Genomic DNA, 15547 nt, shown 5'->3' with positions numbered 1-15547 from the left:
CTATCCATAAATAATTAAATGAGACTCCTTTTTATAATTCACATTTCCTCATATTCTATTTTAATACCACAGTCCATATCCATTCCCTGGTCCATAGTTATACCCTGCTCCATATCTATATTTCCAGGGATATCTCCTTCTAAGTAATTCTGATATAAGTATGATACTAACTATATCTCTTAAAAATCTTCCTCTACCATAGTAAATTCTTTGGCTATTTCTATACCTTGAAGATCTATTTCTTCTCTCCATTGGATCTTGTGCTATTTCCGGACATTCTTTTATCATTTCTTCACAAACTTCATTAATCATTGCATCTATTTCTTCTTGAGATATATTTTCTTCTATAGGTACTTCTTTTATATTTTTGCTTATTGTATTTATAACTTTTGGATATATACGATAATATAGTTCTGGATATGGAATATTATATGTAGAATCCATAGAAAAACCCCCTCCAAAATATATTGCATCACTACTATACTATGAAGGAGGAGGCATTTTTGTGACTATATTTACACATTATTATATTTTAAATTGTGACTTATAAAGCTTTGCATATATTCCATCTTTCTTTAAGAGCTTATCATGACTACCCTTTTCTTCAATTCCCTCATTAGTTAAAACTATTATTTCATCTGCATTTTTTATAGTAGATAATCTATGGGCTATAACTAATGTAGTTCTTCCTTCTGAAAGCTCTTCTAATGATTTTTGTATTTCTATTTCTGTTTTATTATCTAGTGCAGAAGTTGCTTCATCAAGTATTAAAATAGGTGGATTTTTAAGGAATAATCTAGCAATAGATATTCTTTGTTTTTGTCCTCCTGAAAGCATAACTCCCTTTTCTCCAATATAGGTATCATATCCGTCAGGAAGATTTAATATAAAGTCATGAATACTTGCTTTTTTAGCTGCTTCTACTATTTCTTCATCATTTGCATCTGGATTTCCATATAGTATATTTTCTTTAATAGTCCCTGTAAATAAGAATACATCTTGCTGAACTAACCCTATGTTCTTTCTTAAAGATCCTAATTTTATATCCTTTATATTTTTTTCATCTATTAATATTTCTCCATCATCTATTTCATAAAATCTAGGAATCAAATGACAAAGAGTAGTTTTTCCAGCGCCACTAGGTCCAACTAATGCTACAGTTTTTCCTGGTTCTATTTCTAAATTTACATTAGATAAAACAGTTTCTTTTCCATTTTTATAGCTAAAAGAAACATTATTAAATTTAATCATTCCAGCTACATCTTTAAGTTCCGTAGCTTGTTCACTATCTATAATATCTGGTTCTATATTCATAGCATCCATAAATCTTGAAAAACCAGCCATACCTTCTTCATATTGTTGAGCAAACTCTGTAAGTCTTCTAATTGGCTGTAAAAAGAAATTTACAAACAATAGATAGGCTGCTAAATCTCCATAATTTATATACCCTTTATAGACAAATATTCCACCAAGACTTAAAGCAATTAAATTTAAAATATTGGACATAAAGTTGATACCTGACATAAATTCTGCCATTACTTTATACGAATCTTCTCTTGCTTCTTTAAATCTTATATTTCCATCATTAAACTTTTCCATCTCATGCTCTTCATTTGTAAAGGATTTTACAACTCTAATACCTGATACACTATTTTCTAATTGCGCATTTACATCTGCTATCTTAACTCTTACATCCTTGAAAGCTTTACTCATCCTACCTCTTTTAGATATTCCAAACCATATCATTATTGGAATAAATGAAAATACTATAATAGTAAGTCTCCAATCAATTCCTACAAGAATAATAAAAGAACCAATTAGCATTACTAAAGATATAAATAAATCTTCTGGTCCATGGTGAGCAAGTTCTGTAATATCCCTTAAATCATTAACTATAACAGACATAATATGCCCTGTTTTATTGTTGTCAAAGTAAGTAAAGGACAATGTTTGTAAATGGGCAAATATATCTCTTCTCATATCGTGTTCAATCCTAACTCCTACTACATGTCCCCAATAGTTAACAATATATTGACTTATATATCTTAAAATAAAAAGCAATACTAAATAAAAAGTCCATCTATATAGTAAATCCATTCTTCCATTAGGAATGATATCATTAATAAACTTTCGAGTTACTAGTGGAAAAGCTAGATCAAATACAGATATTAAAAATGCAAAAAACATATCAATAAAAAATAACTTTCTATGTGGCTTATAATAAGAAGCAAATTTCTTAAACAACAATTATTCCCCCTTTTCTAAACAATTTAATAACTTCTCTAATGAAATCATTAAATTTTCTATTTCATCATCTTTCATATTATTTAAAGCTGAAAATACAGCTTTATTACTTCTTTCTTTTCTTATAATATTTACAATATTTTTTCCTTCGTCTGTAATACATACCCTACAAACTCTTCTATCTAACAAATCTTCTTTTCTATAGACTAATCCTTTTTCTTCTAGTCTTGAAATCTTTTCTGAAATAGTATTTTGTGCTTTATCATATTTTTGAGCAAGTTCTCCAATGGAAGGTTCTGCCTTCATATATTTAATATGGAATAACATATGATACTGATCTATTGTAAGATTATAACTCTTAGCCAATTCATGACTTTTTCTATGAATAATTTTATTACAACTTCTAATATAGTCTGCAACCTTCTCTGATTTTTTTTGTAAATCCATTCTATCCACCTCATCAAATATGTTAAAATATCGTATAGCGATACTTTAGATACACGAATATTATATATCTTTTTCCATATGATTTCAAGTAAATAAAAAAGTTTCTACCATTAAAGATAGAAACTTTTTTATTTACAACTCTTCAACTATATAAATATTTACAAATAAGACTATGAAATACTGTAACATATATATAAATGCTATAACTCCTGTGTCATTTATAAAAAAAGCAACTATAGCAGTTATAATTACTATTAAATACTCTTTCTGAATCTCTGGTCTAATTTCTAGTATATAAATTGATCTTTCTTTAAATTTATCCCAAAAATTTTTTATAAATATTATCTGGCTAATTAAAACTATAATCCATGGCGGTGATATAGTAAATTTAAAAAGCTCTTTCAATTTAACAATTGCTATATCATAAACTTCTTTCTTTCCTAATATCTTTGCTCTATATATTAAACTACCAGCATGCCCTCTATTTAAACTATTTAGATCTATATATAGATTTGCATAAAGTATTAAGAATCCTAAAAGGATTAAAATAATAGTATTTTTAAACGTAAATTCTCCCTCAAAAAATACTGTATATACCATTATTAAAAATAATATAATAGAAGTAAAAAATCCTCCTGTATTTACCCCAAATCTAGATGATAGAGCCACAATATTCAAAATAGCATATAAAAGCAAAACTATCTTTTCTAATATTCTATTTGGTAAATATTTTTTTACTGTGAAATAGCTTATTATAGAACTTGATAAAAGTATAGCCATTGCCCCATTATTAAATCCATAGTATCTAGCACCTAAAATTAAATTATTATAACCCATATAAGAATTGTATATGGATTCTGGATAAAATAACATGCCAATAATCATTACTATATATGTCAATGTAGAAAATATTCCAGCTCCATTTAACTTTTTATCTACAACCCACGTGGAAATACTATAGCTTATCATAATACATGTGATTAAATAAGCTAAAATGCTTCTATGAATATTAAAAAATCCCATTACAAAAGAAACAAATATAGTTATTATTAGGAAATTATAATAAAATGCCATATCTCTATACTTATCTCTTCTATTTTTAACAAAAAAATAAGTAAAATAAACTTGAATGAGATAAACTATACCATGAAAAATATATGTTATCCAAGTCATATTTATAACTTCCTTATGTATGATTTTCAAATCTTCTATAGTATTGTCACTGGGATATAATTTAAAACTTTTACCTATATTTATATTATCATCTATATTGTAGATAGACATAATATGTGGAAATATATCTAAGTTGACAACTACACCTTTCCGATTTGTGGAGCTACTGGTTAAAACACCAGGTGAAATATAAGGGTTTTTGTACATTATTGGCACTAAAGAATTATTAACTATTTTTTTCATGCTATTAGGCACTTTTTTAGGAATAATAATAATATTGGAATCTTCTATATCTCTTAAATAATTATTTAATATATTAATTCTATCTCCTTCATTTTCTATATTATAAGACAAAATCAATATATTTGAATCTTTTAAAGATGATTTTGTTTTATTTTTTAACCATTCTTCATTATATACAATTTCTGTTTCCCCATCTTTAATAATTCCATCTTTATTGCAAGCTATTAAAGCCGAAAAGTCATCTCCTATGTATGAAACACCTTCATCTTTTAACTTTTCTCCAAAAAATTTAATTTTCTTACTAAAGTCTGGATAATTACTATTTAAATCTTTTATAATAGATTCATATCCTAATACTTTAATGCTCCCATTCTCTTGTCTTTTTAAACCCTTAAACTCTCCTTCTTTTATTTTCACTTTTCTTCCAGTAGCAATTGTTGTTACATAACTTAATTCATCATAAGATCCTCTAGTTTTAGAATTCATAAGTCCTGTAGAAAACCTTTCACCATCTATTTTTTCCATTAGTTCAAAATCCATTTCATCAATTAATATAAATACTGTTTTTTCATCTTCTGCTTCTGCAGCACAACTTACTTTGCTTATCAATATTATTATAAAAATTAAAAGGATAGCTATTTTCTTGTTTTTTTTCATAAAAACACCCTTTAGTATAAAATATAATTAAGTACACTGAACACGCCTATTACAATAGCAAATATTCCTACTATTACTTTATATTTATAAAGTCTATCTTTTTCAAAATCTTCATTCTTAATAATTTCTTTTTCAGTTTCATTTGTTTTAAGTTTATATTTATCACTAATTGTAACATATATACCTAAAATGATAAATATTATTCCTTTAACAAGCAATAAAAAACACCTCTTTTTCTACATTTCATTTTTCTCATTCCTAGTCAGTTTCTTAGTAATATTATTTTCTAATTCTAATACTCTTCCATTCTTAAACAATATATTATCTATATTACTTTTGGCTAAACTATATTGTTTAAGTTTGTAAAAAGACAAGGCTTTATAATGCTTTATCTTTTCCTCATCTACTTTTTTTGTTGAACCTGCTAAATTAAAATATCCAATAGCAAGATCATAGTTTTCCATTTTATAATATACTTTTGCCATATTAAAATAACAATTTCCCTCTTTTTCTATTTCCCCATTTTTTATATAATATAAAAGGCCTTGAGAAAAATGTATAATAGCACATCGGTAAAGTCCATTGGTATAGAGATAATTTCCCTTTAAAAAATAGGAGTCTGCTAGAATATCTGAAAGATTGTATTTATTAGATAAGAAAATAGATTTATATATATTGGAGTAAATATCGTAATAACCATCATTTCCTGGATTTCTGCATTGAGATAACCATTCTGAACATTTATCCTTGACTATATCTTTTTCACTCTTTACAAAATAGTTAGCAGCTACTCTAAAATCTAATCCCTTTTCTTCAGCTGCTTCATTTATTCTATGAGATAAATAGGTAGCATTTATAATATTTATCCTTCTTTTACCATTTTCAAACATAGAAATATAATTTTCTGATAAATTCTTCCCTGCCAAATCTCTTTGCCTTAAACCTAGTTTTTTTCTTACAGCTTTCAGTCTTTGACCAGGTGTCAAAATAATGATATCATCCAATTTATTCACCTCCTATTTTCCCTATATTCCATTAAAATGAAAACAACTTAATTATTACATATCATATTGAATTCACAATATGGACTACATTTTTCTCTTCTTCCGTAATCTTTTATATCATTTTTTCGAGAAACATACTTTATAAATTCATCTATATTATTTAAGTTTTTAGTTAAAATTTCTTCATCTATATTCACATCTAATAATTCGCCAGTTTCTAATAAAAATAAAGAGGCTCTTTTTACTTTCATACCATATATATCTTGACAAGCTTTTGTATATAACTGTAACTGGGGTGAGTATTTATCTAAAAACCATTTTTTATTAGTTACTCTATTAGTTTTAAAATCTATTATTTCTATAAAATTATTTTTAATATACATTCTATCAATTATTCCAAAAATAAAATTGTCATTTGATTTATAATAAAACTCTCTCTCATTAAACATTTCATCATAATCTTCCTTATAATTATTTACATAATTTATTATATAAGGTTTGACTTCAGATAAAACACTAGGTATTGGCTTAATGCCAAATGACATTATTATGTTATAGAGTAAATTATTTTGATCAAGTCCAATTCTATATAATTCACAAAATTTATGGACTATATTACCTCTAATAGTGGGTTTTAATATATATTTACCTTCTTTATTATTATCTTTATATTCATCTACAGGTAAATTTTTATAATATTTCATAAAAAACTTTTTTTTACAATCTCTAAATGTTATATATTGAGTTACAGAAAAACGTTCAAAGGTCCTTTTATTTACCCCTGAAATTTCTCCAAGTATAGGAAACAGCTCCTTTTTAATAGGTTTAGTTTCTTTTAAATCATCCTTTAAACCTTTCACTTCATCTTTTAATTCTTTTTTCATATCTAATTCTTCTATTATCCCATATTGAACAAAATCTAAAAAACTATTTATCATTTTTTTAAATCCTGTATTTTTCCCTTGATTTCCTAAAATCAATCTTTCCTCAGCCCTAGTCATAGCCACATATAATATTCTTTTGTTTTCTCTTTCCTCTTTCTCCTTTATAGAATTATAAATTTCATTATATATTGGTGATAAATCTTCATGCTTAATACCCAAACCTAGATTCTTTTCAAATAATATAGAAGAAGTATCCTTGTTAAAACCTTTAGCCATTTGAGGAATAATAACTACTTTAAACTGAAGACCCTTAGATTTATGAATGGTCATAATTTTTACACTATCTCCATCTTCTGATTGTATCTTAGCTTGAGATTCATCAACATTTTTTCTTTTCATATTTTCTATATAATTTATGAAATCTTCAATAGTTCCATTTTCTTTTTCTGTATATTCTTTTGCCATTTCTAAGAACTTATAGACATTTGCAATTCTTTGCTTCCCACCATACTTTAGCATTAAAACTTGATTATAATAAGTCTTCTCTATTAATTCAATTATTAACTCATAAGGATTCAACATATTCCGTTTCAAAACAAATTGTTTAAGCATGTTGTACGCATTTTTCATTTTTTTTCTTTCATTTTCTTCAATATAAGGTATTTCTTCATTTAAAGATTCTATAATAGATTCTTCTTTTTGTTTCAACAACCAATAAATTGTCTTATCAGAAAGTCCAAACATAGGACTTCTCAAGGCTCCAACAATAGATATATTGTCATATATATTAGATATTCCCTTTAAGGCATTCATTAAGTCTAGTATTTCCTCTTGTTTATAAAATCCTTTACCTCCCAGATTATAATATGGTATACCATATTCTTTCAATGCTTTCTCATATATAAAGTCTTCTGTACTAGACCTAAATAAAATTGCAAAATCTTTATATTCATATTCTCCAGATTCTACTAAAACCTTTATCCTTTTTGCTACTAATCTACTTTCGTAATATTTATTATAATCCCCTTGATTTTCTCCTTCTGGTATTTCTAAATCTTTATTTTCTAATATTTCTACATCTAAATTATTTAAAGACCTTTTAACTGGTTCTAACGCTATATATTTGCTTCCCATTATCTTTTCAAATATTATATTTACAAATTCTAAAACTGTATGAACTGTTCTATAATTTTCTCCAAGCTTTATTGGCTTTGATTTTGATACCTCTTCAATATCTTCCATTACATCATAGAATACTTCTACATCTGCTCCTCTAAAACCATATATTGACTGTTTTGGATCTCCTACAATGAACAAATTTTCCCTGTCTATTTTAGAATCTACACTAGTTAGTTTATATATAATACCTTTTTGTAGTTCATTAGTATCTTGAAATTCATCTACCATTATATATTTAAATTTTTGTTGGTATTTCTTTTTTATATCATAATTATCTAAAAGCTTCAATACCATAAGTTGAAGATCCTCATAGTCTACATATCTTAATTTTCTTTTATTCCTTGTAAATAGCCTATCTACATCTATTAATACTTGAATTAAAGTTTCATATAATTCTTTCTTTTTATATTCTCTTACCTTTAAAACATTGTCTATAGTTTCTATAAGATATGATATTTTATCCTCTTCACCCTTCATACTACCTATATTGTCCTTTAAATAAGGAAGTATATTTAAAACTTCTTCATCATAATTTTCTTTTTTGCTAAATTCTCCCCACACTGGATCTTCTTTTAGTTTAACTACTTTTGAATTTTTCCTTCCCTTATTCATTAAATATTTAAATACATTCTTAATTTCAAATATATCTTCTTCCTTAAATTTAGTACTTTCTATATTATTTAATGTCTTTTCTCCTACTTCATTAAAGCTTATTCCAGTACTTCTTATTTTCTTGTATACTTCCATTATTGTATAAACAAGATTGTCCAAATTATATGAATTAAAGCTTTTTACAAATTCATATATTTTCTTATCTTCTTCTATTCCATTTATAAAATAATTTTTTATTACTTCATATAATATTTCATCTGATTTATAGTCTTCTAATACTTTAAATTGAGGGTCTATATTAGCCTCTACAGGATTTTCTCTTAGTAAATTTGAACAAAAACTATGTATAGTAGAAATATTTCCCCTTTCCAAATCTTTATATATTCTTCTCCATTTCTTATCTAATGGAAATTTTCTTTTTAGTTCTTCCCTTATTCGTTCTTTCATTTCTTGACTAGCTTTTTTAGTAAAAGTTATAGCTACAACAGATTCTATTTCCTTACCTTCTTCTATTTTACCATTTTCTAATATATATAAATATCTTTCTACTAATACTTTAGTTTTCCCCGAACCTGCTCCAGCATTAACAGCCACATTCCTATCTATAGTTTCAACAGCTTTCTTTTGGTTTTTATTGAGTTCTACCATTTTTTCACCTCCTTAAAATTATCTAAAGTTATACCTACATACTTCTATATAGGGACAATACTTATCACATTCCTTAGGGTTTATAGAAAAATCTCCTCTATATATCGACTCTATATATTCCTGCATAGTATTTTCCATTCCCCTCATTAACATATCCCAACTCTCTTTATCTAAAATTCCATTTCCTCTTTTCTTGTTCACCAACTCTTTTTCATTTTCCTTAACTAATTCCATATGTACATTAGTTTTAGAAATGTCTATATATCCGCCAGATATTATGTCTTTATGTTTTTGAGACATAATATATACAGGCAATTGGAATGAAATACCCTCATTCATATCCTTAAGTTTTTTTATTCCATAAGAAGATGTTTTATAATCATAGAGTATGTATTTATCAAAATCTAAAAATTTATCTATTCTATCTATTTTCCCAAATATTTTTAATTTCTCATTTCCAGTGTCTAAAGAAAAATCCTCTATATACCCAAATTCCACTTCAAAATCATAAGGTACCATTTTATATCTTGAAGCAGACAATCTATCTAAATCTTTTTTTATTAAATTCAAGATAGTATTAGACATATTCTCTATTCTAATACACCATAATTTATTTGTAGTTTTAATACCATTATTCTCAAGAATTTTTTCAATTCTTTTATTTATCTCAGGCAGAGTATTTTCTACTTCGAATATCTTTTCTCCCATTATATGAAGCTTCATATGCTTTCTATAAAGAGAATAATAATCTTTAAGAACCTGATGAAATATATTTCCTTTATCTAATGGAGTAAATTCTTCTACAAATCGTTCCATACCTTCTAATTTTAAAATACGTTCCATGAGAAACTTATAAGGACATTTTCCATAGGTTTCAAAATAGGTTATAGAAAAAACAGAGTCTTTTTTATTCAATTTCAAATCTTCTTCTATACTCCTATCACCTATAAACCCATTGTATTTATTAAATTCTTCCTTATTTCTATATATTTCACACTCTACCTTCTCATTAATTTTTGCCAAAATGCTATCATCTATACTATTGAGCATTTTAATATAATTAGTAACTTCCTCCCCTTCAAAATACCTATACAATAAATGATTTATTAATTCTTTTTCTGTAGTTATTTCTTTAAAATCATTTTTAATTAAATAATCCATATCTAATTCAATAATATTTATTTTCTCTTCTGGAAATAAGCTTATGAGCTCATCTAAAAATATAGAAGGAATATTTACTTCATCTTTTAGCGAGTTCTCTGGATAGCTTAAATAGAGAAGTTTAGTACATCTAGTAATAGCAATAACAAAGCCTAGACTTTCTTTGTCTAGTTTTTCATAAAAATTTTCCACATTAAATCCTATTTTCTTTAAATTATAATAATTGTCTTCTTTAAAGAAAAAATTTTCTTCCTTCAATTTTGGATACTTTCCCTCTACTAATCCTGTAATAAATAATGCTTGAAACTTTAATCCTCGTAAAAGAGGTATAGTAAGTATATTCACTCCTTTGCTATCTCCTAATATTCCTATAACAATTTCTCTTTCTAAATATCTCAAAAGTAAATTATAAAAATCTTCTAAATCTATATCATTATAGACTAAAGGTATTTCTAGTTTAATTCTTTCTAATACTTGCTTCAATTTAGATAGCGAAGACATATCTCTATGGAAAATACTATAGTCTTCTGTTTCTCTATAAATCTTATTTATTTTTTCTATTATATTATAACTATCAATAATGTCTATTAATATATCTACTATTTCTTCAATACCTCCTCTATCTGGAATCAGATCTCCTTCATTATTCAAACTTTCTATTGAATCCATTAAGTAATTTAGTTCTTCCCATTTTTCTTCTACATTCTCGTCTTGAGACAAAGCTAAAATTCTATTTCCCTCTTCCATAATCATAGTTTTTAATTCATTTATATTGTTATAGTTTAAACTGTATAAAATATATTCAACTTTATCTTTTTCTTTCCCAGAATAAATATTGAAATAGCTATTTTTAATTCTTTTAATAATACTTTCTTTATTAAATTTATTCATTTTAAGTTCAATAATATTTAAAAACTCTTTTACTAAAGGCATATCTATAAGGGGAATTTCTTCACTTATAAAACAAGGAATGCCTTCTTCTTTAAATACATTGAAAGTTGAATGCAAATATTCTTGGGAATCTGTAATTACTATACCTATATCTTTCAGTGGAACTCCTTTATTGTATAGAATCTTTATTTCTTGGCATATCCTCTTTATTTCTATATATTTATTAGCTGCTTTTATAAGAGTAATATTATCTGTCTCTTTTAAACTATAACCCTTTTCTAAAAATAGATTGTCTCCAATTACTTCAAATAAATTCTTTTCTTCTTTTTTCTTCACTTCAACTATTTCAAAACCTACGCTTTGAAGAAATTTAAGTGTTTCTTTTACACAGGTAAATTCACTTTCTCTTTTATAAGGAATATTTATATAGATATCCAAAGGCTGCTTAATCATTTCTCTTAATAACTCTAGCTCTTGAGGTTTAAAGTCAAAAAACTCGTCAATTATTATAAAATCTATGTTTTTAAAATAATCTGTATTATCCTTAAGTACATTTAAACTCTTTAAGAAACTTTCTTCAGTATCTAATAAATTATTATCATTTAAAAATTTTTCGTACTCATTATAAATCAGCCCTATTTCTTTATAGAAAGAAATATCTGGTGTATTTTTATTAAATTCTTCTGGAGTTAATAGAGATCTTTTTATTTCACCAATTATATAGGAAACATCTTCTATAAACCCATCCTTATCTATCATATTTTTATAATATTTTATTTCACCTTTTTCATATAGCCCTTTTAATGTTTTCTGTAAAATAATCTCTTTAATCTCTAAATCTATATTAGTATATAGTTTTTCTTCTAACAATCCTTTTACTACATCATCAAAAGTAAATACATTTAAATCAAATGCTCCCATTCTATCTTTAAGAAGTACCTTTTTACATTTTTCTAATAATTTTCTATTAGGTAAAATATAAAAAAAATTATTAGCCTTATGTTTTTTTACATAATCTATAGATAATTTAAGTAAATCATTTCTCTTATTATTATTTACAGGTCCATAAAATACTATCCTATTAGCCATATATCCCACTCCCTTTAATTTTATAACCTACAGCAAAACTGTAGGTTATAAAATATTATCAAAAGCTAATTTCCCTGCTCCTATTACTCCTGCATCATTTAAATATTTTGCTGGGAGAATTTTCATTCCAATAGGGGCATTGCAATAGGATTTATAATACTTTAGCATATCTTTCCACCAGTATTCTCTAGAATTTATAACTCCCCCACCTATTATTAAGCCCTCTGGATCAAATATATTTTTTATAGAAACTAAAAATATAGATAAATCCCTAATAAATATTTCTACTACTTCATTACATATCTTATCTTTCTCTCTGTTTTTAAAAATCTCTACTCCTTTTAAATTTTTCCCTGTTTTCTGAAAATAAGTCTTTTCTATTCCTCTTCCAGAAATATATTGCTCTACACAACCTTTCTGTCCACAATTACATTGTCTTCCCATTGGATATAGAATAGAATGACCTAATTCAGCACCTTGATAGTTATTACCATGCCAAATTCCCTGAGTCTTAGACCAAATTCCTCCTCCTACTCCCGTTCCCAATGTAATCATAACAATAGTATCTAATCCTTTCCCCGCACCTACCCATTCTTCACATATAAGAGCTACATTAGCATCATTTTCTACATGAACAGGTATATTATCAAATTCTCTAGAAAGCTCTTCTTTTATATATACACCTGCCCAATTTTCTATATTGCCTCCATTATAAACAACTCTACCTTTATCTGTATCTATGAAACCTGGAGAACCTAATCCTATTCCTTCAATCTTTTCATCTTTTATTAATTCTTTTATAAGATTTTTGATATTCTCTAATACAATTTCTCTACCTGCTTTAGACTGTGTATCTACTCTCAATTTCTTTAAAATATTTCCCTCTTCATCTACAACACCGCCATTAATTTTTGTTCCCCCTAAATCAATACCTATAACCTTTTGCATTTAAATCCTCCTTTAATTCTTTAAAATAGCTTTCTAAAAAACTAATATCTATGTAATTTCCTCCTACTAGATAATAATAATCCATTATCTTAGGATGGAAAGATAAATTCAATATCTTTTTACAAAAAATATGAGCAGCTATATCACTAGTCTTTTTAATGGGATAGGACCTTTTAAAAGGTCCTATTTTGAATACTGAAATTTCTTCTAACTTTTCATAAGTAGCCCCTATTTCTTCAATTTCTAGATAATGAAATAGTTCATGAGTTAATTGTATATCTATGATACTTTCATAATTAAATAGCTTGTCCATATTTATTTTTTTAAATTTTTCTTCCATATCTTTTATAGACCAGTGATATAAAAGCATTTGTTCATCATATTCATCATACTTGGCTCTTAACTTTTTTATTTCATTTTTATATTCTTCTTTTGTAATTTCAATTTCAATATCTTTGTCTTTATAAATTTCTTTAATATTTTTACCATTATAAAAATCCAAAATGTTTTCTGCTACTTCTTCTCCAATCTTAATAGATTCCTCAATATAATATTTAATTTTATTATCATCTATCTTATTGAAATAATTGTCCTCTTTTAATTCAGCTAAAGACATAACATCAACTGTACCTAATTTCCCTATTCTATTTATATCCAATAAAAACACTCCTTTAGTTTATTCGTCCAAGGTAAAAGTATTTTCAGTATATATATTTATGCCATTTTCTTTTAAAAGTTTTGTTGTAATCCCATCTCCGTCAATAAGCCTTCCAGTAAATCTTCCATCATATATCTTCCCACATCCACAGGAAGGACTTTTAGACTTCAGTATAGCAGCATCTGCCTCTACTATTTCCGCTATAGCTAATGCTTTTTTTGCTCCTTCTATAAATTCCAAAGTACAATCTATACCTTCCTTATTTATAACTTTTATGTCTCCATTTTCATCCTTTAATATTTCACAAGGTACTCTTGGAATTGAAAGTCCTCCTAAGACTTCAGGGCAAATTGGAATAGCTTTTCCTTCTTTTATAAGTTTTATTATATCATTGTTTTCATTGTCCTTTCCATCATATCTACATTTAATTCCTGCAAGGCAAGCACTTACAATATACATAATATCACCTTTTTTCTATGTTTTTTAAATCTTTCATTTTTTTATTTACTTTATCTATATCCACAAAATCTATAGTTTCATCCTTTATTCCATATTCTTCTTTCAATTTAATTATTCTATAAACTTTTTCATCTATTTCACTTTCTGTAAGTTCCCCTGATTTAATAGCTTTATCTATAGCTTCTATGACTTGAACCTGATTTTCATAATCATGGCAAACAAGTATTATATCTATTCCTGCTTTCAATGATTTAATAGCTGCCTCACCTATATTATAATTTTTTGTAATAGCTCCCATAGCCATATCATCTGTTATTATTACTTTATCATAATTTAAATCCTTTCTTAATATATTTGTAATTATTTCTTTAGAAAAAGTAGCTGGATTTTCCTTATCTATTTTGGAAAAAAGTATATGTCCTATCATTACCATATCTGCCCCATTATCTATTGCCTCTCTAAAAGGGACTAATTCCATGCTTTTAAGCTCTTTCAAATCTTTGTCTACTACTGGCAAATCCAAATGAGAATCTATATATGTATCTCCATGACCTGGAAAATGTTTTATAGTGGGAACTATATTATTAGATTGTATTCCCTTCATAACTTGGATACCATGTTTAGATACTGATTCTTTAGTGGTTCCATAGGCTCTATCCCCAATAATGAGATTTCGAGGATTAGAATTAATATCCAATACAGGAGCAAAATCTAAATTGAATCCAATAGATTTAAGTCTATAACCAATAAGACTACCTATTTCAAAAGAATAGTCTTCATTATCTAATTCCCCAATATTTTTGCCACTTGGCATATTCCCAAAGATGTTAGATAATCTTGTAATCTTTCCTCCTTCTTCATCAGCAGCTATAAATAATGGAATATTATTTTTTCTATTAATTTTTTTTAATGAGTTTATTAAATTTAAAGTTTGATCCGTATTTTTTATATTTTCTTCAAACAGTATAACTCCTCCCACATAGTAATTATCAAGCATCTTTTCTATATTATCATTTAATTCTTCTCCTACAAATCCTACCATTACTAACTGACCTATTTTTTCTTCAAGTTTCATATTATCTACCTTTTCTTTTATAATATCCACTTTATTTTTTCTATTTTTCCGTTGATTCTTTTCTTCTTTCCCTTTATATGTACAACTAGAAAGTAATAAAATAGAAGTTAATATAATTATAAAAAAGCTTCTTTTTTTGTTCAATATTATCATCCCTTTTCTCTTTGGCTAAATT

At 26.1% G+C, this 15547-nt stretch carries 12 protein-coding genes; all 12 read right to left on the bottom strand.

Going from position 1 to position 15547, the window contains the following annotated elements; all coding sequences use genetic code 11:
• Positions 1 to 60: 60 nt before the first annotated feature.
• Positions 61 to 444 (bottom strand): hypothetical protein, encoded by a 384-nt coding sequence (locus NSA23_RS13295; RefSeq protein ID WP_042682635.1) that lies wholly within the window; start codon positions 442 to 444, stop codon positions 61 to 63.
• Positions 445 to 525: 81 nt separating this feature from the next.
• Positions 526 to 2187 (bottom strand): ABC transporter ATP-binding protein, encoded by a 1662-nt coding sequence (locus NSA23_RS13290; RefSeq protein ID WP_222704815.1) that lies wholly within the window; start codon positions 2185 to 2187, stop codon positions 526 to 528.
• Between the two features lie 60 nt (positions 2188 to 2247).
• Positions 2248 to 2691: a MarR family winged helix-turn-helix transcriptional regulator gene (locus NSA23_RS13285; protein WP_042682636.1), complete on the bottom strand. Its 444-nt coding sequence runs from the start codon at positions 2689 to 2691 to the stop codon at positions 2248 to 2250.
• Between the two features lie 132 nt (positions 2692 to 2823).
• Positions 2824 to 4764, bottom strand: coding sequence for a hypothetical protein (locus tag NSA23_RS13280; protein ID WP_042682639.1), 1941 nt, complete (start codon positions 4762 to 4764; stop codon positions 2824 to 2826).
• An 11-nt stretch (positions 4765 to 4775) separates the two neighbouring features.
• Complete coding sequence (locus tag NSA23_RS13275) at positions 4776 to 4982, bottom strand: hypothetical protein (protein WP_042682641.1); 207 nt, start codon at positions 4980 to 4982, stop codon at positions 4776 to 4778.
• Between the two features lie 18 nt (positions 4983 to 5000).
• A complete protein-coding gene (locus NSA23_RS13270) occupies positions 5001 to 5768 on the bottom strand; it encodes a helix-turn-helix domain-containing protein (RefSeq protein WP_042682643.1) in 768 nt (255 codons plus the stop codon).
• Positions 5769 to 5815: 47 nt separating this feature from the next.
• Positions 5816 to 9091, bottom strand: coding sequence for a UvrD-helicase domain-containing protein (locus NSA23_RS13265; protein WP_042682645.1), 3276 nt, complete (start codon positions 9089 to 9091; stop codon positions 5816 to 5818).
• A gap of 18 nt (positions 9092 to 9109) precedes the next feature.
• The gene (locus NSA23_RS13260) at positions 9110 to 12232 is read right to left on the bottom strand and encodes a PD-(D/E)XK nuclease family protein (RefSeq protein ID WP_042682647.1); all 3123 of its coding nucleotides are present in this window, start codon (positions 12230 to 12232) and stop codon (positions 9110 to 9112) included.
• A 45-nt stretch (positions 12233 to 12277) separates the two neighbouring features.
• The gene (locus NSA23_RS13255) at positions 12278 to 13180 is read right to left on the bottom strand and encodes an ROK family protein (protein WP_042682649.1); all 903 of its coding nucleotides are present in this window, start codon (positions 13178 to 13180) and stop codon (positions 12278 to 12280) included.
• Complete coding sequence (locus NSA23_RS13250; RefSeq protein ID WP_042682650.1) at positions 13158 to 13838, bottom strand: hypothetical protein; 681 nt, start codon at positions 13836 to 13838, stop codon at positions 13158 to 13160. The genes NSA23_RS13255 and NSA23_RS13250 overlap by 23 nt, the downstream gene beginning before the upstream one ends.
• Positions 13839 to 13856: 18 nt before the next feature.
• A complete protein-coding gene (locus NSA23_RS13245; protein WP_042682653.1) occupies positions 13857 to 14297 on the bottom strand; it encodes a 2-thiouracil desulfurase family protein in 441 nt (146 codons plus the stop codon).
• A gap of 4 nt (positions 14298 to 14301) precedes the next feature.
• Positions 14302 to 15516: a beta-N-acetylhexosaminidase gene (gene nagZ / locus NSA23_RS13240; RefSeq protein WP_187116681.1), complete on the bottom strand. Its 1215-nt coding sequence runs from the start codon at positions 15514 to 15516 to the stop codon at positions 14302 to 14304.
• Between the last annotated feature and the right edge of the window lie 31 nt (positions 15517 to 15547).

Source organism: Anaerosalibacter massiliensis, assembly GCF_024623155.1.
Taxonomy (GTDB): Bacteria; Bacillota; Clostridia; order Tissierellales; family Sporanaerobacteraceae; genus Anaerosalibacter; species Anaerosalibacter massiliensis.
The sequence above is the reverse complement of the archived record's forward strand: the minus strand, read 5'-3'. Positions and strand labels throughout refer to the sequence as shown.